Raw genomic sequence first — 19,801 nt, forward strand, 5'->3', positions numbered from 1 at the left:
GCCGGCAGCGGACTTGAGGCGGCCGAAATGCCGGGGCTGCGTGCGAATCGCACGGCCGCCAGCAGCCGCGCTCCTTACAATCAGCGCGATGGATCGTTCCCCTGCCACTGCGGAGACGTCGCAAGGCAAGCGCCTGCTCCTGGCCGCGGGCACGGGAGCCGGCCTGACACTGGCCTGGGTGGTGCTGGGCCTGGCCGGCCTGTCCTGGCTGGGCGACAGCGGCTCCGGCCTGGAAGGCGGGCAAGCCCGCCTGCTGGCCTGGATCTTCCTGGCCGGCCTGGCGCTGATGCTCGGCCTGGCCTGGTGGTTCGGCCGGCGGCTCGACCTGGTGGCCGCCGCCTGCCACGAGGCGCAGGAACACCGGCAAGCACTGCTCAAGCTGATGCCGGACTGGTATTGGGAGACCGATGCCGCCCACTGCCTCACCCTGCTGCGCCCACCCCCCGGCGCGCCGGCCTCGGACTGGCAGTTCGACTCCCGCCTGGGCCGCCCGCTCTGGGATGACTTTGGCAGCGAGCCCGCCCTGTGGAGCGCGCACCGCCACATGCTCGACGCACGCGAGCCCTTCACCGCCCTGCCCGCCCACCGCCGCGAGGCCGACGGCCGCAACAGCCTGTGGCTGCTGCGCGGCGTGCCGCGCTTCGACGGCAGCGGCCGATTCGCCGGCTACCGTGGCGGCGCCCGCAATGTTTCAGCCCGGGCGGAGCTGCAATTCGACCGCCAGATCGGCCTGCACCTGCTCGATGTGGTGCCCAATGCCGTGCTGCTGGCCGAAGCGCTGCCCGCCGCCGATGCGCAGGACGGCCCGCCCAGCTACCGCATCCGCCATTGCAACGAGTTGGCCGCCCGGCAGATTGGCGACACCGCCAGCCGGCTGCTGGGCCGCGAGGTGCTGGCCGAGCTGCGCCGCGTGCCGGACTGGCCGCTGGCGGCGGTGCTCGAGCGGCTGGGCCTACCGGCCGAGCCGCTCGAGCGCAGCGGCCCCGGCGGCCGCCGCTGGGAGGCCCGGGTGGACGCCTTCCGCTTCGAGCACGGTGGCACCCAGCGCGACGCGATGCTGCTGGTGTTCACGCCGGTCGTCGCCAGCCTGGACGAAACCGTGCAGCAGGAACGCCAGGCCGTGGAGCGGGAGCTGGAGTCCTTCAGCTACACCGTGTCGCACGACCTGCGTGCGCCCATCCGGGTGGTGGAGGGCTTCACCAAGATCCTCAAGGAAGACTACGGCCGCGCGCTGGACCGCATCGGCAACGACCACCTCGACCGCGTGCTGGGCGCCGCCGCCCGCATGAACGGCATGATCGATGCGCTGCTGGCGCTGTCCCAGCTCTCGGCCAAGCCGGTGCAGCAGCAGCCGGTCAACCTGACGCAACTAGCCACCTACATCATCGACGACCTGAAGCGCCAGGCGCCGGAGCGGCTGGTGGACGTGCGCATCCAGCCCGGCATGACGGTCCAGGGCGACCCGATGCTGCTGCGCGTGGCGCTCGACAACCTGCTGGGCAATGCCTGGAAATACAGCAGCAAGCGCGACAAGGCGGTGATCGAGTTCAGCAGCGAGGACGACGGCGGCCGCACCGTGTTCCGGGTGCGCGACAACGGCGCCGGCTTCGACATGCGGTTCTCCGATCGGCTGTTCGGTGTTTTCCAGCGCCTGCACGGCGCCAGCGACTTCCAGGGCACCGGCGTCGGCCTGGCCACCGTGCAGCGCATCGTGCGCCGGCATGGCGGGCAGATCTGGGCCGAGTCAGAAGTGGGCCAGGGCGCCAGCTTCTTCTTCACGCTGGGCGAGGGCAAGCGCGCGCGGTGAGCCGCCGCGTCGCGGCGCCGCCGCCGGAGCGGGTGCCGCGACAACACCGGGTCAGCCCGGTCCGCTCAGTACTTCCAGCGCATCGACAAACCGCCGGCTCTGGGCCTCCAGGCTGAGGCCCGCCTGGTCGGCCAGGGCCTGCAGCTTCTGCAAGGCCTGCCGGCGCGACAGCGAGAAACGGTGCATGGCAATGCCCACCGCGATGGGCACCGTCGCCTCCAGCGGGCCGTCGGCGGCCGGCGCAGGCGCTGCCGGGATTGCGGCCACCGGGCCGGCCACCGCGACATGGCGCGCCTGGCGGCTGGCGAAGGCGGCGGCCACCGCCGGCACAATCTGGCGGATGTCGAGCGGCTTCACCAAGTAGGCCACCGCACCGAGTTCCTTGACCTTGGCCACCGTCGCATCGTCCGAGAAGGCCGACAGGAACATGAAGGGGATCTGCAGGTGGTCGCGCAGGTAGGCGGCCACATCGAAGCCGCTCTTGCCTTCCATGCGGATGTCCAGCAGCGCCAGCGCCGGGCGGTGCTCGCGCGCCAGCAGGATGGCGTCGTCGCCATTGTCGGCATCGACCACGTCGTAGCCGGCCTGTGACAGGCCATGAGTCAGCGTGGCCAGCACCAGCCGGTCGTCGTCCACCACCAGGATCTTGCCGTTTCCAGACACGATGCTCACTCAGCCGATTGCAAAAGCTCGATCTGCGATTGTGGCTTAAAACCCGCCGGGTGCCTGCCCCTCGCCATGGCGCGGTACGGGCGGCAGGCCGGCGGTGGACCGGCGGTCAGGCGCGCGGCTCGGCGTCCAGCCGTTGCACGCCGGGCGGCGACAGCTCCACGCTGGCCACCACCTGGTCGCCGCGGTTCTCCAGCGCCAGCCGGGCGCTGCGCCGCGGCAGCAGCGCCCGCACCAGGCCCAGGCCCGACACGCCGCCCGGGAAGCGCGCCAGGCTGAAATCCTCCGGCAGGCGGCCGGGGTTGGCCACCTCGATGCGCACCATGGCCGGGCCGCAACGCAGCCGGCAGCTCACCTCGCCTAACCCGCTGTGCTTGATGGCGTTGGTCAGCAACTCGTTGAGGGTCAGCGCGATCGGGATGGATTCGGCCTCCGGCAGGCCCCACTCCACCTCGGGCAGCTCCGGCTCGCTTTCGACGCTGAGCGTGATGGGCCGCTCGAAGCTCTTCTGCACCGAGCCGGTGATGGCGTCCACCACGCGGCGCAACGGCAGGGGCCCGGCGGCTCCCACCTGCAGCCCATAGACATGCGCGATGGCCTGCACCTGGCCGGCCACTTCCTGGATGGCGCCGGCCATCTCCGGCTTGCGCATGGCGATCTGCTGCAGCAGGCCCGCCACCCCCTGCAGGTTGTTCTTGATGCGGTGGTGCACTTCCTTGACCAGCAGCTCGCGCTGGGCGATGGCCGCCTCCAGGCGGGCCTCTTCGGCCGCACGCTGCTCGGTGACGTTGGCTGCCACGAAGAGCAGCTGGTCGGGCGGCTCCCCGGGCCGTGCCAGCGGCAGGTAGCGGCCGTCCCAGATGGTGTCCTCGCCGTCCAGCCGGATGCGGTAGTCCCGCTGCGTGACACCCGGGCTGGCCAGTGCGGCCTGCATGTCGGCCCTCAGGGTCTCGGCCCAGTCCGGCGGGTACAGCTCCTCCACCGTGCGGCCCACCAGCGCCTCCGGCGGGCGGCCGCTCAGGTTGGCCGCGATCGGGTTGATCTGCAGGATGCGCAGGCTGCGGGCATCGCGCAGGCTGATCGCCAGCGGTGCCAGGTCGATCAGCCGTGTCAAAGAGGCCTGGGCCTCGGCAATGCGCTGCTCGGCCTGCCGGCGGCTGTCGATGTCCAGCAGCGCATAGGTGATCTCGCGGCCGCCGACGGTGCTGCCGGTCGGCACCGCATTGCCGACCACCCAGAAGTTGCGGCCGTCGCGTGCCATCACCTGGCATTCGAAGGTGTTGGACTCGCCTTCCTGCAACTGCTCGGTGGAGCGGCGGAAGGGGTGGTCCGGGTCGGCCGAGGCCACCACGCTGATCGGCTGCCCGACGAAGTCGGCCAGGTCGCCGGCGAACATGCGGCGGGCCGAGCGGTTCATCCATTCGATGCCGTGCGGGCCGACGGTGACGATGCCCACCAGCACAGAATCGAGGATGGCCCGCGTGCGCTCGACCTGCTTGGCCAGCGCATGTTCGGCCCGGCGGCGGGCATCGACATTGACATAGGAGGCGATCACCGCGCCCTCGGCCCCGCCGCCCTGCACCTGCCGCTCGTGCACCTGCACCCAGCACAGCGAGCCGTCCTTGCGGCGCAGCCTGCGCTCGCCGGCCCAGCGGCCCTCGCGCTGCAAGGCCTCCGTCGACAGGGCGTGCAGGCGGCGGTATTCCGCCTCGTCGGCGAACAGCAGGCGCTCCTCCAGCGCCTGGAGCTCCTGCGCGGCATAGCCGGTCAGCAAGCTGAAGCCCTCGCTGGCGCGCTGCACCCGGCCGCCGCGCAGGAAGACGATGCCGACGTCCGACAGGCTGAACATCAGCTCGCGGTCGCGCGCCAGCGCGGCCAGCTCGGCCTGCTGGCTCTTCAGGCGGGTGATGTCCGACAGCACCGCGATGGATTCGAGCTCCGCGCCGCCACTGTCCATGCGCCGCAGCGACAACGAGCACCAGCGGGCCGGCCCGCCAGCAGCGTCGATCTCGAACTCGGCGTCGTACTGGCCGGTGTCGGCCAGTGCCACGCGGGCTTCGGCCAGTGCGGCACGAGTCACCGGGTTGTCGGGGAAGACCTCTGACAGGCGGCGGTCGTGTGCCGCGTCGGGCGCCAGTCCCAGCATGCGCTCGAACTGCCGGTTGTAGCGCAGCAGCATGTCGCCACGCAGGTAGGCAATGCCGGTCGAGGTGCTCTCCAGGATGGTCGTCAGCTCCTGCAGCAGCCGTTCGCTGCGCTGCTGGGCCAGGTGCTGGTCGGTCACGTCCAGCGTCACCACCGTGGAATTGCGCCGGCCTGAGGTGAGGATGCGCGGCTCGACCCGCGTCTGTAGCCAGCGCACGCCGAGCTCCGGGTGCTCGATGGCATAGCGGGCGTCGGCCCGCTCGCCAAGGCGCACCGCGCGCTGCACGCGATCGAACTCCGGCAGGGTCTCCGCCTGCACCAGCTCGCGGCCGATGGCCTTCAGCTCACTGGACATCAGGCCGCCTTCGGGCGCCGGGCTGCCGGCGAACTGGAAGCGGCCGGTGCCCTGGTCGAAGGTGGCGAGGCCGGCATGCGCGGTCTCCACCAATGCGCCGAGCTGGGAGCGGGCCATGTCGCGCTCGTCCTCGGCGGTGCGGTCCTCGATCACCACCATGAAGCGGCGGCGGCCCTGCCGCTCATCGAGGCAGCGCAGCAGGGCATGCAGGGCCCGATCCTCGCCCTCATGCTCCACCCAGCCGCTGCGGTGCAGCGGCTTGCCGCCAGGATGCAGGCCCGGCAGCGGACGACCGGGATGCCAGCCCAGCAGCTCCTGCAGGCTGGGGTCGGCCTGCGACAGCTGCGACGGCACCGGGCCGATGAGCTGGTGCGCTGCCGGGTTGGATCGCACCACCTGGCCGTCCTCGTCGAACAGCAGCATGCCCACCGGCGTCAGGTCGAACCACTGGTCCAGCTCGTGCACCGAGCGGTCGGCACGCTCGCGGGCCACATGCTCGGCGGTGCAGTCGTTCAGCACCGCCAGCGCCAGCAGCCGGCCGTGCGCGTCGTGCACCGCGCGGTGGGCGGTACGGTACCAGCGCACCTGGCCGCTCGCATCGATGAAGCGGCGCACCTGCTGCGCCGGCGTGGCCTGGTGCTCGAGGTCGCGGCGCAGCTCGCGCCTGAGGGTTTCGTGGTAGCTGCGGTCCTCGGGGTGGAACAGCACCATCGGGTCCACGCCGATCAATTCGTCCCGGCTGTAGCCGCTGTAGTCGACGAAGGCCTGGTTGATGTCGACGATGCGGAACTGGCTGTCCTGCAGCACCACCGGAAAGGGCGAGTACCAGAACATCCGGCGCAACTCGCGCAAGGCGGTGTCGTCGGCCTCGCCGCGGCCGGCGGCGGCCGGCGGCAGGGGCTCGAAGGCCAGGTGCCAGTGCCCGCCCGCCTCCGCGGCCAGCGCCAGCCGCTGCGGCCCCGCGCTGCCGAGCACCACACGCGGCCCGTGCAGCCAGTGCGGCGCAGCGCCCTCCGGCACCGGCACCGCATGGCGCAGCTGTGCCAGCACCCATTGCACCGCGGTCAGGCCGAGCGTGCCGCTCAGCGCGGACAAGGGCTGTCCCGGGACGGCCTGCAGCCAGCGCTCGGCGGCCGGATTGGCAGACACCACCGTGCCGGCGGCATCGACGCGCAGCGCCGGCGCCTCGCCGGGCTCTGCCTCGGCAACGGCCATGCGCTGCGGGCCGCTGGAGTGCTGAACGCTCATCGTCCCTTCCCGAAAATGCCTGGGTCAGGACAGTGTAGGGGCTGGCGCCCCTTCAGGCGAAAAGCCCGCCTGCGGCGGCGCTCACTCCAGCTGGCCGGCGGCGGTGAGGGTGCCCAGCACCGCGCGGTTGGTCTCGGCCAGGGTCATCAGCAGGTGCTCGGCATGCTCGTTGATGACGGGTGCGGTTTCGGTCTCCACCGCCTTGGCCAGCTCCAGGTACGGCTGGTAGGGACCGCTGCCGTCCACCAGCGCCTGGTAGACGCGCTCAGGCACCGGAATGGTCTTGAGCAACTCGTCGAAGGGCTTGTGGAACAACCGGTCGAGCAGCGAGAACACGCCGCAGATGAAGACCTCGCTGCGCATTTCCTCATCCCCCGCGCTGCCCACCAGCTGCTCCATGAACAGCCCACGCCGCACCGAGGCGAACATCACCGGCCGCATGTTGGCATCCTTGCTCGCGGTGGCCAGCAGCAGCGCCAGCCAGCGCTTGAGCCGCTTGTAGCCCAGCAGCATGATGGCGTGGCGGAAGGAGCTGATCTCCACCGACAGCCCGAAGGCCGGCGAGTTGATGTAGCGCATCAGCTGGAAGGCGAGCGATGGATCGCGCTTGAGCACCGCTTCGAGCTTCTCGATCTCGTCGGCCGCATCGACGCGCCGAATCAGTTCGACCAGCACCGCCATGTCGGGCTGGCCGGCCTTGGCGCCGGAGCTCGAGATGACGTTCTCGATGGGCCAGCCCAGGATGGCCAGCGCGCCGCGGCCGAAGCTCGCCTCCATCTCGGCGACCGTGCGCACGCCGCTCTGGATGAAGCCGATGCTGCGCGTCACGCCGGGATCGCTGTGGCCGGGCGCCTCGTTCTTGCGGCGGTCGTCGCTGAGGTCGATGATGGAGTACTTGAAGCAGGGCAGCAGCTCGCGCGGCAGGCTGGTCGGGAAGGGCCGGCCATGCAGCAGCAGCGTGGTGCCATTCTTGTGCAACTGCTGGATCACCGCGGTGTTGGCGGGATCGCTGGCGATGAAGGACGGCACCTCGACCATCACGTTGGCCAGCGGCTTGGCGCGCATCAGGTCGTTCAGCAGGTTCTCGCTCATGATGTTGAGCGAGACGCGGGCGCCGCCTTCGGGCCACACCTGGGCGATGGCCTGCAGCAGCTCGTCGGCCTGCAAGACGCTGCCGGGCTTCAGTGCGGAGACAGTCAGGCGAGTCGCCACAACCGCGCGGTTGCGGTCGATCATCGGCGAGTAGCTCAGCGCGATGTGGCGGAGAACGTCGATTTCCATGCGGTTCTTTCCGGGGATTCGGCAGCCTCAGCGAATGTATTCGAACAGCGTCATGCGCTGCACCTTCGCATAGGTCTGCAAGGCGGCATCGTAGCCGTTTTGCTTCTCCTGGAACTTCGAAATGGCCTCGACGAGGTCCAAATCCTCCGCATTCGTGCGATCTGTTTGCGCGTGCAGCTTCGAGGCGGCCAGCCGGTCCTCGACATTGTCGATGCGGTTGAGCGTGTCGCCGACCGCGCTGCGCACGCCCTGCATGCGGCTGAGCACCGAGTCCAGGTCGCGCAGGCCGTTGCTCACGCCCTGCGCGGTGTTGCTGCCGCTCTTGAGTTCGGCGATGGCGGCGTCCAGCGCGTCGAACACGCTCAGGTTCGGCTCGCTCGGGGTCAGCGAGAAGCGGTCGCCGGCGGCCGGCACGCCCGAGATGGTGAAGGACATGCCATCGATCTCGATCGGCTGGTCGGCCCGGAAGGCGACGTTGGTCAATGCCGTGGCGGCGCCGTCGCGCGTCACGCTGTAGCGGGTGACGCCGCCGGCCACGCTCATCGTCACTTCATAGTCGGCGCCGGTCAGGGCCGACGGGTTGCGGATCTGGCCGGCATCGATCCATCCCTTGCCGGTATTGGCCGGGTTGGCGGCGGTCTCGAACACGCCGTTGCCGGTCATGGCCGTCATCCAGGCGGTGCTGCCGTTGACGGTGGCCGGCAGGCTCTCGCCCGAGCCGAGCGCGATCTCGCCCGGCGTGCCGTTGAAGATCACCGTGCCGCCGCTTTCCAGGAAGGGCTTGGACGGCGCGCCCTGGCCGGCGAACAGGAAGGTGCCGGCGCTGTCCTCCCGGTTGGCCACCTTCAGCAGCTGGTCGCGGTATTGCTGCAGCTGGGCCGCGAGCGTGGTGCGCTCCTCGGCGGTGTAGGCGCCGTTGCCGGCGTTCACCAGGCTATCGCGGGCGGACTGGATCACGCCGATGGCGTCGCCCAAGGCGCTCTCGCTAAGCCGCATGGCGTTGCGGCTGGCATCGACCGCGCGCTGCGCGACGACGGCCCGCTCCTCCTGTGCCAGCGCGCGCTCCGCGCGGGCGGCCGAGGTGGGGTCGTCGCTGCCGCGCATCACGCGCTTGCCGCTGGTCAGCCGCGTCTGCGCGTCCGAGAGGTCGCTCTGGCGGTGCTGCAGGTTGTTGACCGAGGCGTCGTAGGTCTGGGCGGTGGAGATTCTCATGGTTGACCTGGGTCCTTCTGCTTATCAGCCGGCCGTCTGCAGCAACGTGTCGAACACCGACTGCGCGATCTGCAGCACCTTGGCGGCGGCCTGGTAGCTCTGCTGGAACTGGATCAGTCGGGCGGCTTCCTCGTCCAGGTTGACGCCCGACAGGTTGTTGCGCGTGGCCAGCGCGTCCTCGGCGATGGAAGAAGACATGGTGGCGGCCGCCTCCGCGCCCTGCACCCGCACGCCGATCTCGCCGACCGCGCTGGCATAGGCATCGGTGAGCGTGGCACCGGCCACCATCTCCTCGTCGCGCAGCGCCAGCATGGCCAGCGCATTGCCGTTGTTGGTGGCGGGCGGCACCACGGGGCGGATCTGGATCGTGTCGCCGGCCACCGGCGTGCCGGTGAGCGACAGTTCCCAGCCGTTCATGCGAATCGGCTGGCCCGGCACGATCGCTTGGCTGGTGAGGCCGCCGTCGGCGCTCCAGGTGGTGGCCGACGGGAAGGTGATGGTGGCCGCCGCGCCCAGCGAGGCATGCGCCTCCTTGGGCAGCAGGCTGCCCACGCCCACCGTGCCGCGGTTGCCGGTGCCCACCACGCCCACCACCGGCGAAGCGGCGGCGATGTCGCGCGGGTCGGTGGTGGCCACCTTCATGTCGGTGCCAGCCAGCCGGGTCGGCTGCAGCAGGAAGCGGTCGCCGGCGGCGGCGCCGGCGCCGGGCACGAAGGTCAGACCGTCGCGCTCGGTGCCGGGGGTGTAGGGCCAGCTGCTGCCGTCGCTCAGCCGCGTCATCTGCCAGGACGCGCCGTCGTAGCGCATCTCGTAGTCGCTGGCCTGCAGCGCGGTGGCGTCGGTGATGCTCAGCGCCGGGCTGGCACTGCCGGTGTTGTTGGCATTGGGCAGCAGGCGCGGCGAGCCGCTCTGCAGCAGCGGGCCGCCGGTGCCGCCCAGCTGGTCCACGCCCAGCGCCTGCTGTTCATTGATGCGGGTGGTCAGCACGGTGGCCATGCGGCCCACCTCGCTGAAGGCTGCCGCCAGGTCGTTGCGCTGGTAGCGCAGCATGCCGGCGATGGAGCCGCCGCTGAGCGAGTTCTCCGGCACCGGCCGCACCACGCCGGCCTCCTTGATGCCCAGCGTGACCATGCTGCTGTCGAAAGCGTCCGGTGCGGCCGCCAGCTGCAGCGCGTTGTTGCCCAGCACCAGGCGCTGGCCGCCGCCGATGAACAGGCCCATGGTGCCGTCGTCAGCCGGGATCTGGGTGACCGAGATGTACTTGCCCAGCTCGTTGATCAGCTGCTCGCGCTGGTCCAGCAGGTCGTTGGGCTGGTGGCCCAGGCCCTTGACGCGGGCCACCTGCTGGTTCAGGTCGGCGATGCGCTGGGCCAGTTCGTTGGCGGCCGACACCTGGGTCTTGATGTCCTGCGTCACGCCGGCCTGCAGGCTGGAGAGCTGGCCGGCCACGGTGCGAAAGCGCGAGGCCAGCTCCTCGGTGTTGGACAGCACCACCTGGCGTGCCGAGGCATCGTTGGGCGCGCTGGCCACGTCGGTGAACGAGTTCAGCAGCTTGCCGGCGGCAAAGCCGAGGCCCGCCTCGCCGAGCTTGAAGACGTTCTCGAGCCGCTGCAGCTGCTCCAGCCGCGCGGCATCGGAGGAAGCCGCCGCCCCGGTGGTGGCCACCTCGGTGCTGAGGAAATCGCTGTGGGCGCGGCTCACCGTGGTGAGGTTCACGCCCTTGCCAAAGAAGCCGGCGCCGCTGTACTGGCCGCCGGCGGTCTCCAGCTGCACGCTCTGGCGCGAATAGCCTGGCGTGTTGGCGTTGGAGATGTTGGCCGCGGTGGTGTTGAGCTGGGCCTGCGATGCGAACATCGCGCGGGTGCCGAGGCTGAGCAATCCGGACATGGGCGCCTCCTCAGGTCGCGGCACGCTGCAGGCGCAGCGTGGTGTTGATGATGCGGGTCAGCTTGTCGGCATAGGCCGGGTCGGTGGCGTAGCCGGCCTTCTGCAGGCCCTGCGCGAAGCCCTGGGCACTTCCGCCCTGGCGCACCACCTCGGCATAGCGGTCGTTGTTCTTCAGCAGGCGGGCGTAGTCGCGGAAGGCGTCCTCGGCGCTGTCGTAGGAGCGGAACTTCGCCACCACCTTGCGCGGCTGGCCGCCGATGTACTCGGTGGTGGTGACCTCGGCGACCTTACCCTTCCAGCTGCTGCCGGCCTTGATGCCGAACAGGTTGTGCGAGGAGCTGCCGTCGGCATTGCGGATGTCGCGCTTGCCCCAGCCCGACTCGTGCGCCGCCTGCGCGAGCACGAATTCGGCCGGGATGCCGGTTTCCTGCGACGCCACCTGCGCGGCGTCCCAGTTCTCGCGCAGGAAGTCGCCCTGCGAGCCGCTGGCCTTGGGAATGGCCACCGACTTCGGCAGGCCCTGCAGCGGCTTGGGCAGGCGCTGCTGCGCCACCTCGGCGCTGGTGGTCGCCTCCGTGCCGCCCAGGTTGCGCGAAAGCTGGCGGGCGATCACGTCGGCCAGGCCGCCGCTCAGGCCGCTCATCTGGGTGGCGTACTGCTGGTCCAGCATCTCGGTGCCCATGTCCGAGCCTTCGTTGTCCAGCATGCCCGACTTCATCGTCGAGTCGCGCATGGTCTTCATCAGCTGCTGCATGAACACCGCCTCGAACTGCTTGGCCGCTTCCTTGATCGCGGCCTTCGGGTCCTTGGCGGAGGTGGTGCGCAGGGCGTCCAGCGAGCGGCTGTCGCTCGCCAGGCCCTGGGCCGGCAGTCGGGGCGAGCCAAGCGTCATGTCAGATCACCTCGAGTTCGGCCTGCAGTGCACCGGCGGCCTTCATGGCCTGCAGGATGGCCAGCAGGTCCTGCGGCGTGGCGCCCAGCGAGTTGAGCGCCTTCACCACGTCGGTAAGCTTGGTGCCGGCCGGCATGTTGATCAGCGAACCCGGGTCCTGCTTGACCTGGATGTCGGCTTTCTCGCCCACCACCGTCTGGCCACCGCTGAGCGGGCCCGGCTGGCTGACCACCGGCGTCGAGCTGATGCTGACCGACAGGTTGCCGTGCGCCACCGCGCAAGCGCCGAGCGTCACCGCCTGGTTCATCACGATGGAGCCGGTGCGGGCATTGAGCACCACCTTGGCCGACGGCGTGGCCATGTCGATCGGCAGGTTCTCGATGTCGGCCAGGAAGGCCACCCGCTCGCCGGGGGCCTGCGGCATGCGCACGCGCACCACCCGGCCGTCCATCGCCTCGGCGGCGCCGGCGCCCTTGGCGCGGTTGATCGCCTCGGCCACCTGGCGGGCGGTGCTGAAGTCAGCGGCGTTGAGGTCGAGCTGCAGGAACTCGCCCTGGTTCAGCGCGGTGGCCACCGCGCGCTCGACGGTGGCGCCGCCGGGGATGCGGCCGGCGCTGAGGTGGTTGATCTGGACCTTGGAGCCGCCAGCCGAGGCGCCTGCGCCGCCGACGATGAGGTTGCCCTGGGCCATCGCGTAGATCTGGCCGTCGGCGCCCTTGAGCGGCGTGGCGATGAGCGTGCCGCCGCGCAGCGACTTGGCATTGCCCATCGAGGACACGTTGATGTCGATGGCCTGGCCCGGCTGCGCGAAGGCCGGCAGCTGGGCGGTCACCATCACCGCCGCCACGTTCTTGAGCTGCATGTTGGTGCCCGGTGGCACCGTGACGCCCATCTGCTGCAGCATGGCCACGGCACTCTGGGCGGTGAAGGGGGTCTGGGTGGTCTGGTCGCCAGTGCCGTCCAGGCCCACGACCAGGCCATAGCCGATCAGCTGGTTGCTGCGCACGCCCTGCACGGCGGCGACTTCCTTGATGCGCAAGGCCTGCGCCGACAGCGGCAAGGCCAGCAGCGCGGCGCCGGCGGCGCCCAGGAGAAACTTGAGGATCGCGTTCATCGGCCAACTTCCCGGTTACTTGAGGGGAAGTTTGGCCGACTTCACAAGGGCAGAACGTTCAAAAAGAAGCGTCCCAACCAGCCAATTCCCTGCGCTTCGGCCTGCTGCCCCTGGCCCTTGTATTGCAGCCGGGCATCGGCGATCTGCGAAGAATTCACGGTATTGCCGGGCTGGATGGCACGCGGGTCGATGCGGCCCGAGAACTTCATCACTTCCACGTTCTTGTTGAGGCCGATCTGCTTCTCGCCGGCGATCACCATGTGGCCGTTGGGCAGCACCTCGATCACGGTGGCGGTGATGGTGCCGGTGAAGTTGTTGCTGCTCTCGGTGTTGCCCTTGCCGGCGAAGGTGTTGGACGAGGAGCCCGAGGCGCTGGCCCGGTTGAAGGAGTTGGGGCTCAGGAAGGGCAGCGCGGTGACGCCGGCTTCCACGCTGCCCTGCTTGTCCACCGAGGTGGACGACTTCTGGCTCGCCTGCACCCGCTCGACGATGTTGACCGTGAGGCTGTCGCCCACGACACGCGCGCGGTGGTCCTCGAACAGCGGCCGGTAGCCGGCCGACTGGAAGATGGCGCCGTTGGCAGGCGCCGGCGCGGCCGCCACGGCCACCGGCTGCGGGCGGGCGGTGGTCGGCTCGACCACCTCCACCTTCGGGTCCAGGGTGGCGCAGCCGGTCATCAGGCTGGCGGCGAGGGCGGCGGCCGTGCCGGCCAGGCGGAGCGTGCGGGTCGTCATCTTCATCACCTTGTTCACAGCTGCGTCAGGCGCTGCAGCATCTGGTCGGAGGTCTGGATCGCCTTGGAGTTCAGCTCGTAGGCGCGCTGCGTCTGGATCATGCCCACCAGTTCCTCCACCACGTTGACGTTGGAGGTCTCCAGGAAGCCCTGCTGCAGCGTGCCCATGCCGTCGGCGCCAGGCGCGGCGGCCTGCGGGTTGCCGGAGGCGGCGGTTTCCACATAGATGTTCTGGCCGCGCGGCTCCAGGCCGCCCGGGTTCACGAAGCTGGCCAGCTGCAGGTTGCCCAGCTGCACCGGCTGGGCCGAGCCCTGCACGGTGGCGCTGACGGTGCCGTCGGCCGCGATGGTGATGGTCTGCGTGTTCGGCGGGATGGTGATGCCCGGCGCCACCGCATAGCCGTTGTTGGTCACCAGCTGGCCGTTGGCGTCGGTCTTGAAGGAGCCGTCGCGGCTGTAGCCGGTGGTGCCGTCGGGCATCTGGATCTGGAAGAAGCCGTTGCCGTTGATCGCCACGTCCAGCGGGTTGCCCGACTGCTGCAGGTTGCCCTGGGTGAAGCTGCGGGCGGTGGCCACCGCGCGGGTGCCCAGGCCCACCTGCAGGCCGGTGGGCAGCGTGGTCTGCTCGCTGGAGTTGGCCCCGCTCTGGCGCAGGTTCTGGTACATCAGGTCCTCGAACTGCGCCGACGCCCGCTTGTAGCCGGTGGTCGACACATTGGCGAGGTTGTGCGAGGTATGGTCCAGCTGGATTTGCTGGGCTTCCATGCCGGTCTTGGAGATCCACAGGGAACGCATCATTTCGGGTACCTCTTGTTCCATCAGCCGCCGTTGGCGGACAGGAGCTTGGCGGCCGCCTGCTCGTCTCGCTCGGCGGTTTGCATCATCTTCATCTGTGCCTCGAACTGCCGCGCAGCGGCAATCATCGACACCATGGTCTCGACCGCGCTGACGTTGGAGCCTTCCAGGGCGCCGTCCTGCAGGCGGGCGTTGGGATCGGCCGGCAGCGGGTCGCCCTGCGCGGTGCGAAACAGCGCGTCGGCGCCGCGCTGCAGCGGCTCCTCGGGCGTCACCATCTTGAGCCGGCCCAGCGGGGTGATCGGGCCGTTGCCCACCTTGGCACCCACCGTGCCGTCCGGCGCGATCGACAGCTGGGCATTGGGCGGCGCCTGGATCGGCCCGCCGTCGCCCAGCGCCACCAGGCCGTTGTGCGTCATCAGGGTGCCGTCGGCGCTCACCGTCAGGGCGCCGTTGCGGGTGTAGGCCTCGGTGCCGTCCATGCCCTGCACCGCCAGCCAGGCATTGCCCTGCATCGCCACATCCAGCGGCCGGCCGGTGTTCTGCAGCGTGCCCTGGGCGGCGTCGTAGCCGGTGGTGGTCTCCAGCGCGTAGACGCGGGTGCTGGCGCCGTCGCCACGCACCGGCACCGCGCGGAAGGCCTGCAGCTCGGCGCGAAAGCCCACCGTCGAGACATTGGCCAGGTTGTTGGCCAGCGTCTCCTGCCTCTGCATCGTGGCCTTGGCGCCCGACATCGAGAGATAGATCATGCGGTCCATCGCGTCTCCTCAGCAGCCGTCTGCCCCGCCTGCCTCAGCGCAGGCTCACCAGGGTCTGCAGCACCTGGTCCTGGGTCTTGATGGTCTGCGCATTGGCCTGGTAGGCGCGCTGCGCGGTGATCATGTTCACCAGCTCGGCGGTCAGGTCGACGTTGGACTCCTCCAGCGCGCCCGACTGCAGCACGCCCATGCTGCCGGAGCCCGGCACGCTCAGCGTGGGGTCACCGGAGCCATAGGTGGCCGCCCAGGCGTTGCCGCCCAGCGGCTGCAGGCCCTGCGGGTTGCGGAAGGTGGCCAGCTCGATCTGCGCGGCCGGCTTGGACTGGCCGTTGGAGAAACGCGCCATCACCACGCCGCTGTCGTCGATGGTCACGCCCACCAGCTGGCCGGCCGCATAGCCGTTCTGCGTGAGGTTGGTCACGCCGAAGGCGGTGCCGTACTGGGTGGAGCTGCGCATGTCCAGCGTCAGGCCCGGGATCTCCAGCGTGCTGCTGCCGTCGGCCTTGGTGGTGGCCGGCACGGTCAGCGGGAGGGTGCCGTCGGTGGAGGTGCCGCCGCCGTTGGTGAAGTACTGGATCGAGCCGCTGGGCGCCACCGGGTTGCCGCCGCTGTCGGCCGGGAAGTTGATGGTGGCGATGGGCGCCGGCGTCGTCGCGTCGCCCATCAGCGTGTTGCCGTTGGCAGTGGCATACACGTTCCAGGTGTCGGGCCCCGACTTCTGGAAGTAGTAGGTCAGCGCCACGTCCTGGCCCTTGGCGTCGTACACCGTCACCGAGGTGGCGTTGTTGTAGGTCAGCGGGTCGGTGAAGCTGATGCTGCCGGCGGCCGGCACGGTGACGCCGGCACGCGAGTCGAGGTTGAACTCGAGGTTGATGTTGTTGGTGGCCTGCGGGTCGATGCCGGCGGTGGGCAGCTGCAGCGGCCGGGCCTGCTGCGGCGCGACGATGCCGTTGTTGTCGGCCATGTAGCCGAGCAGCGCCTGGTTCTGGTTGTTGACGATGTAGCCGGCGCGGTCGAGCTTGAACTGGCCGTTGCGCGAGTACATCGGCGGGCTGGCGACGGTGGGCGGCGCGGTCGGCGCGGCGTTCGGGTCGCGGTAGATGTCGGCCACCTGGAAGAAGCCGCCGCCGTTGATGGCCAGGTCCAGCGAGTTCTCGGTGGTGGTGATGTTGCCTTGCGAGAACTGCTGGGCCACCGCGGCCAGGTTCACGCCGATGCCGATGTTGTTGCCGCCGGCGCCGTTCATCGCGCTGGCGTACATGTCGGCGAATTCCGCCCGCGCCGCCTTGGCGCCGAAGGTGCCCGCATTGGCGACGTTGTTGCCGATGACGTCGAGGTTCTTGCTCGACGCGTTCAGGCCGGAAAGACCTTGTTGGAAGCCCATGGTGTGTTCCTTGTCTGGAGAGGCGGGATGCGGATCAGTGGCTGACGACGCCGGCGACCTTGCCGTAGGAAACCGTCTTGCCGTTGGCGAGGTCCAGCTCGACGCCCTGTGCCGTGGTGCTCACGGCGCCGACCGTCTCGCGGCTGTAGCTGGTGGCGGCCACGGCACTGCCGCCGGAGCTGGCGCTCACCTTGAACTTGACGGAGCTGGCGTCGGTGCCGTCCTCGGGCTGCCACATGAAATGGTGGCGGCCGGCTTCCTGCGCGCCCAGCTCAAGGGTGTCGAGCACCTGGCCGGCGGCGTCGGTCACCTGCACCGTCACGCGGCTGGCCTTGCCCGACAGCTCGAAGGCGGCGCGGCCGAACTCCTTGTTGTCCGCGCCCTGCTCCACCGTCATAGTGTTGCCCTCGATCAGCACGTCGCGGCCGATCAGCGACGCTGCCTGCATGGCCTGTCCCTGCATGAAGGAGCTGCCCATCGTCGACATGCTGGTGTTGAGCTTCTCGATGCCGCTGACGGTCTGGATCTGCGCCATCTGGCTGGTCACCTGGGCGTTGTCCATCGGGTTGAGCGGGTCCTGGTTCTGCATCTGGGTGACCAGCAGCTTCAGGAAGCGGTCCTGGGCCGAGGGGTCCTTGCTCTCCACCGTCGAGCTGCCGTAGAGGCTGCTGGCGCTGCTGGAGGGGGTGTTGCTGACGGAGGTGGTCATGCTGGCCTTTCGCTTTCTGACTCGGTTACTGGCCCATCTGCAGCGTCTTCTGCAGCAGCGACTTGGCCGTGTTCATCACTTCGACGTTGTTCTGGTAGGAGCGCGAGGCCGAGATCATGTTGACCATCTCCTCCACCGCGTTCACGTTGCTGTAGGTCACGTAGCCCTGGGCGTCGGCCTGCGGGTGCTTGGGATCGTGCACGCGGCGGCCGGGGGTCTGGTCTTCCGTCACCTGGTTGACCTTCACGCCGGCGGCGCCGGCCTCGCCCATCAGCACGGTCTGGAAGACCACCTGGCGCGCCTTGTAGGCCTGGCCGTCGGGCCCGGCCACCGTGTCGGCGTTGGCCAGGTTGCTGGCCACCACGTTGAGCCGCTGCGACTGCGAGCTGACCGCGCTGCCGGAGATATTGAAGACCTTGAACATCGACATGGGAGCTTCCTTCGTTCAGTGCCGGGCGCCTGCGGCCTCATTGGCCGGTGATGGCCGACAGCATCGTCTTCACGCTGCCGTTGATGAAACGCAGCGTCGCTTCGTAGCGCACCGAGTTGTCGGCGAAGTTGGCGCGCTCGCGGTCCATGTCCACCGTGTTGCTGTCCAGGTTGGTCTGCGCCGCCTGCGCATAGTTGAGTTCCACCGGCGCCCGGCCATTGACCAGGTTGCTGATGTGTCCCGCTTGGGTGGTGGCCACTACCTTGGGGCTGCCAGCGGCCAGGCTGGTCGTGGCCTGGCGCAGTTCCTTGGCGAAGTCCATGTCGCGCGCCACATAGCCGGGCGTGTCCGCGTTGGCGATGTTGCTGGCGATCAGGCGCTGCCGCTCGGAGCGCAGTACCAGCGCTTCCGACTGGAAATTGATCGTGCTGGTCAGGCGGTCGAGCATGGCTTCACCCTTGTGTTGGCTGCCGCGCCGGCCGGCTCCCTGCAGGGGGACGGGGCGCGGGTATCGATGTGAGGCATTGTCTGGATCTGCCGGCGGAACATGAGCCCGAATAGCAGGCGAAAAGGGACGCAATTTCCCGCCTGGCGCGACCGACCCTTCTCTACAGTCACGGTCCAGTCACACGCTGTTCTCGCCGATTCGCATGAACCACCCACCACTTTCCCTGCTCTGCCGCCTCGGCCTCGTGCCGTGGCTGCTGGCCGGGGCCGTGGCGGGCGCTCATGCACAGACCGGCGGGACAGACATCGAGACTCAGCTGCGCGATTTGGCGCAAGCTCATGCTCGAGAGAGGACGACGGCCGCAGCGGGAACTCCCGCACCGCGCATCACCCGTGTCGAGGTGAGCGTGGGCGAGCTGGACAGCCGGCTCAAGCTGGCTCCGTGCACCCGCATGGAGCCCTACCTGCCGGCTGGCCTCAGGCCTTGGGGACGCACCCGTATCGGGGTGAGGTGCCTGGAGGGGCCGACGCGCTGGAATGTGTTCCTGCCGGTAACGGTGCGCGTCTTTGCCGAGGCCTGGGTCGCTCGGGGCCCGCTATCAGCGGGCGCCCTCCTTCAGATTTCCGACCTGCAGCGCGGCGAAGCCGACCTCGCTGCGACCTTGTCACCGGTGGTGCTCGACCCGGCCCAGGCGGCCGGCCGCGCGCTGCTGCGCCCCTTGAATGAGGGGGACGCCCTCAAGCAGTCCGATTTGCGGCCGAAACTCTGGTTTGCCCTCGGCGACACCGTGAAGGTGGTGGCCGTCGGCCCGGGGTTCGCCGTGCATGGCGAAGGCCGGGCGATGTCGCCGGGTGTCGAGGGCCAGCCCGTTCGCATCCGCACTGAAAGCGGCCGTATCATCACGGGCTTTGCGAGCGGCGAGCGCACGGTCGAGGTCCCCCTGTAACAACGAAAAAAAACAGGGGCAGGCCTAAAGTCCGGCGCGTGTTTGACGAAATACCGTCCATGGTGGACGCGACATCGTCGGTCCCCGGTCAAGGAGAAGGTCATGAAAATCGGCAACCACGTTGAAACGCCCCCGGTCGCGCTGCCCAGCAGCGGTGCAGCACCGCGCGCCACGAGCGCAGAGTCGGCCAGCAACGCGGCGACTGCCGCCCGGACGGCAGGCACTGCATCTGCCGACGCCGGCGAAAGCACCACTGTGAAGCTGTCCAGCACCGCCGCCACGCTGATGTCCAGCAATGCGGACTTCGACGCCGAGAAGGTCGCCGCAATGAAGGCCGCCATTGCCAATGGCACCTTCCGCGTGAATGCGGAGGTGATCGCCGACCGGCTGATCTCCAACGCCCGCGAATTGCTGGAACGCCCCGCTCACTGAGCCGGCCGGCCGCCGCCGCGGCCCGGCATGCCCTGATTCTTGACCTTCCTGAGATTCCCGCGTCATGTTGCCCGTCCAAGCGACTATCGCCCCTGGTGACCGTGAGTTAGAACCCGTGGTCCAGGCCGTGGAGGCCCGCCTCCAGGCCCTGGGGCAGGCGCTGCTGGCACGTGACAGCTCCGCCGTGGAGCAAAGCGCGTCGGAACTGCACCGCGCGCTGACCCACGCGGTCGACACCTTCAGCCGCGCCGCCCGCAGCGGCGGCATTCCGCCGGCCCTGCGGCAGCGCCTCGTCTCGGCCACTGGCCAGGTGGCGGCCCAGCGGGAAAGCCTGGCGCGCGCCACGGCCGCCCTTGACCGCGCCATGGACGTGCTGATGCCCCGCAGCCAGGAGGTCGTCTACAGCGGCCAGTCCGGCAGCGCCACCTACGGCAACGGCCCGCGCGGCCGCGCCATCAGCGCCTGAGCTTCCCGCTGCCGGCGGCGCAAGCGCGCCGCTGACACACCGGCCCGTCGCACCTGCACCGCCCTGATCCATGAAAAACGGCCGCTTGAA

18 protein-coding genes are annotated in these 19,801 nt (G+C 69.6%); 4 read left to right on the forward strand and 14 right to left on the reverse strand.

What is annotated here, in order from left to right; translation table 11 throughout:
- Positions 1 to 88: 88 nt before the first annotated feature.
- Positions 89 to 1,807 carry a sensor histidine kinase gene (locus N7L95_RS08780; protein ID WP_301259440.1) on the forward strand — a complete coding sequence of 573 codons (1,719 nt, stop codon included), beginning with the start codon at positions 89 to 91 and terminating at the stop codon, positions 1,805 to 1,807.
- A 51-nt stretch (positions 1,808 to 1,858) separates the two neighbouring features.
- Here N7L95_RS08780 and N7L95_RS08785 read toward each other — a convergent pair whose 3' ends face one another.
- From N7L95_RS08785 to flgB, 14 genes are all read right to left on the reverse strand, one after another.
- Positions 1,859 to 2,479 (reverse strand): response regulator, encoded by a 621-nt coding sequence (locus N7L95_RS08785; protein WP_301259441.1) that lies wholly within the window; start codon positions 2,477 to 2,479, stop codon positions 1,859 to 1,861.
- Positions 2,480 to 2,585: 106 nt separating this feature from the next.
- A complete protein-coding gene (locus N7L95_RS08790) occupies positions 2,586 to 6,224 on the reverse strand; it encodes a PAS domain S-box protein (protein WP_301259442.1) in 3,639 nt (1,212 codons plus the stop codon).
- Positions 6,225 to 6,305: 81 nt separating this feature from the next.
- Positions 6,306 to 7,505: an EAL and HDOD domain-containing protein gene (locus tag N7L95_RS08795; RefSeq protein WP_301259443.1), complete on the reverse strand. Its 1,200-nt coding sequence runs from the start codon at positions 7,503 to 7,505 to the stop codon at positions 6,306 to 6,308.
- Between the two features lie 27 nt (positions 7,506 to 7,532).
- The gene (gene flgL / locus N7L95_RS08800; RefSeq protein ID WP_301259444.1) at positions 7,533 to 8,717 is read right to left on the reverse strand and encodes a flagellar hook-associated protein FlgL; all 1,185 of its coding nucleotides are present in this window, start codon (positions 8,715 to 8,717) and stop codon (positions 7,533 to 7,535) included.
- A gap of 24 nt (positions 8,718 to 8,741) precedes the next feature.
- Positions 8,742 to 10,604, reverse strand: a complete 1,863-nt coding sequence (gene flgK / locus N7L95_RS08805) for a flagellar hook-associated protein FlgK (RefSeq protein WP_301259445.1) — start codon at positions 10,602 to 10,604, stop codon at positions 8,742 to 8,744.
- A 10-nt stretch (positions 10,605 to 10,614) separates the two neighbouring features.
- On the reverse strand, positions 10,615 to 11,496 hold the full coding sequence (flgJ, locus tag N7L95_RS08810) for a flagellar assembly peptidoglycan hydrolase FlgJ (protein WP_301259446.1): 882 nt from the start codon (positions 11,494 to 11,496) through the stop codon (positions 10,615 to 10,617).
- Between the two features lies 1 nt (position 11,497).
- On the reverse strand, positions 11,498 to 12,610 hold the full coding sequence (locus N7L95_RS08815; RefSeq protein WP_301259447.1) for a flagellar basal body P-ring protein FlgI: 1,113 nt from the start codon (positions 12,608 to 12,610) through the stop codon (positions 11,498 to 11,500).
- 41 nt (positions 12,611 to 12,651) lie between these two features.
- Positions 12,652 to 13,344 carry a flagellar basal body L-ring protein FlgH gene (locus N7L95_RS08820; RefSeq protein WP_301259448.1) on the reverse strand — a complete coding sequence of 231 codons (693 nt, stop codon included), beginning with the start codon at positions 13,342 to 13,344 and terminating at the stop codon, positions 12,652 to 12,654.
- A 14-nt stretch (positions 13,345 to 13,358) separates the two neighbouring features.
- Positions 13,359 to 14,141, reverse strand: coding sequence for a flagellar basal-body rod protein FlgG (flgG, locus tag N7L95_RS08825; protein ID WP_301259449.1), 783 nt, complete (start codon positions 14,139 to 14,141; stop codon positions 13,359 to 13,361).
- Positions 14,142 to 14,161: 20 nt separating this feature from the next.
- Positions 14,162 to 14,896 (reverse strand): flagellar basal-body rod protein FlgF, encoded by a 735-nt coding sequence (flgF, locus tag N7L95_RS08830; RefSeq protein WP_301259450.1) that lies wholly within the window; start codon positions 14,894 to 14,896, stop codon positions 14,162 to 14,164.
- 34 nt (positions 14,897 to 14,930) lie between these two features.
- Complete coding sequence (flgE, locus tag N7L95_RS08835; protein ID WP_301259451.1) at positions 14,931 to 16,280, reverse strand: flagellar hook protein FlgE; 1,350 nt, start codon at positions 16,278 to 16,280, stop codon at positions 14,931 to 14,933.
- Between the two features lie 34 nt (positions 16,281 to 16,314).
- A complete protein-coding gene (locus tag N7L95_RS08840; protein ID WP_301259452.1) occupies positions 16,315 to 16,989 on the reverse strand; it encodes a flagellar hook assembly protein FlgD in 675 nt (224 codons plus the stop codon).
- A gap of 25 nt (positions 16,990 to 17,014) precedes the next feature.
- The gene (gene flgC / locus N7L95_RS08845) at positions 17,015 to 17,419 is read right to left on the reverse strand and encodes a flagellar basal body rod protein FlgC (protein ID WP_301259453.1); all 405 of its coding nucleotides are present in this window, start codon (positions 17,417 to 17,419) and stop codon (positions 17,015 to 17,017) included.
- 37 nt (positions 17,420 to 17,456) lie between these two features.
- Positions 17,457 to 17,867: a flagellar basal body rod protein FlgB gene (gene flgB, locus N7L95_RS08850; RefSeq protein ID WP_301259454.1), complete on the reverse strand. Its 411-nt coding sequence runs from the start codon at positions 17,865 to 17,867 to the stop codon at positions 17,457 to 17,459.
- A 202-nt stretch (positions 17,868 to 18,069) separates the two neighbouring features.
- Between flgB and flgA the strand changes: the two genes are divergently transcribed.
- The 3 genes from flgA (at position 18,070) to N7L95_RS08865 (ending at position 19,711) form a co-directional block, all read left to right on the forward strand.
- Positions 18,070 to 18,813 carry a flagellar basal body P-ring formation chaperone FlgA gene (gene flgA, locus N7L95_RS08855; RefSeq protein ID WP_301259455.1) on the forward strand — a complete coding sequence of 248 codons (744 nt, stop codon included), beginning with the start codon at positions 18,070 to 18,072 and terminating at the stop codon, positions 18,811 to 18,813.
- Positions 18,814 to 18,915: 102 nt separating this feature from the next.
- Positions 18,916 to 19,245 (forward strand): flagellar biosynthesis anti-sigma factor FlgM, encoded by a 330-nt coding sequence (gene flgM, locus N7L95_RS08860; protein WP_301259456.1) that lies wholly within the window; start codon positions 18,916 to 18,918, stop codon positions 19,243 to 19,245.
- Between the two features lie 127 nt (positions 19,246 to 19,372).
- Entirely contained in the window at positions 19,373 to 19,711 is a 339-nt protein-coding gene (locus N7L95_RS08865; RefSeq protein WP_301259457.1) for a hypothetical protein, read from the forward strand.
- Positions 19,712 to 19,801 lie beyond the last annotated feature (90 nt).

The organism is Eleftheria terrae (assembly GCF_030419005.1).
GTDB lineage: Bacteria > Pseudomonadota > Gammaproteobacteria > Burkholderiales > Burkholderiaceae_C > Caldimonas > Caldimonas terrae.

Bases quoted from the DNA above. Each gene is read 5' to 3' on its own strand.
- flgG (WP_301259449.1), bottom strand. From the start codon at position 14,141: ATGATGCGTTCCCTGTGGATCTCCAAGACCGGCATGGAAGCCCAGCAA.
- N7L95_RS08795 (WP_301259443.1), bottom strand. From the start codon at position 7,505: ATGGAAATCGACGTTCTCCGCCACATCGCGCTGAGCTACTCGCCGATG.
- N7L95_RS08840 (WP_301259452.1), bottom strand. From the start codon at position 16,989: ATGACCACCTCCGTCAGCAACACCCCCTCCAGCAGCGCCAGCAGCCTC.
- N7L95_RS08815 (WP_301259447.1), bottom strand. From the start codon at position 12,610: ATGAACGCGATCCTCAAGTTTCTCCTGGGCGCCGCCGGCGCCGCGCTG.
- N7L95_RS08780 (WP_301259440.1), top strand. From the start codon at position 89: ATGGATCGTTCCCCTGCCACTGCGGAGACGTCGCAAGGCAAGCGCCTG.
- flgE (WP_301259451.1), bottom strand. From the start codon at position 16,280: ATGGGCTTCCAACAAGGTCTTTCCGGCCTGAACGCGTCGAGCAAGAAC.
- flgB (WP_301259454.1), bottom strand. From the start codon at position 17,867: ATGCTCGACCGCCTGACCAGCACGATCAATTTCCAGTCGGAAGCGCTG.
- flgJ (WP_301259446.1), bottom strand. From the start codon at position 11,496: ATGACGCTTGGCTCGCCCCGACTGCCGGCCCAGGGCCTGGCGAGCGAC.
- flgC (WP_301259453.1), bottom strand. From the start codon at position 17,419: ATGTCGATGTTCAAGGTCTTCAATATCTCCGGCAGCGCGGTCAGCTCG.
- N7L95_RS08820 (WP_301259448.1), bottom strand. From the start codon at position 13,344: ATGACGACCCGCACGCTCCGCCTGGCCGGCACGGCCGCCGCCCTCGCC.
- N7L95_RS08790 (WP_301259442.1), bottom strand. From the start codon at position 6,224: ATGAGCGTTCAGCACTCCAGCGGCCCGCAGCGCATGGCCGTTGCCGAG.
- flgK (WP_301259445.1), bottom strand. From the start codon at position 10,604: ATGTCCGGATTGCTCAGCCTCGGCACCCGCGCGATGTTCGCATCGCAG.
- flgL (WP_301259444.1), bottom strand. From the start codon at position 8,717: ATGAGAATCTCCACCGCCCAGACCTACGACGCCTCGGTCAACAACCTG.
- flgA (WP_301259455.1), top strand. From the start codon at position 18,070: ATGAACCACCCACCACTTTCCCTGCTCTGCCGCCTCGGCCTCGTGCCG.
- flgM (WP_301259456.1), top strand. From the start codon at position 18,916: ATGAAAATCGGCAACCACGTTGAAACGCCCCCGGTCGCGCTGCCCAGC.
- flgF (WP_301259450.1), bottom strand. From the start codon at position 14,896: ATGGACCGCATGATCTATCTCTCGATGTCGGGCGCCAAGGCCACGATG.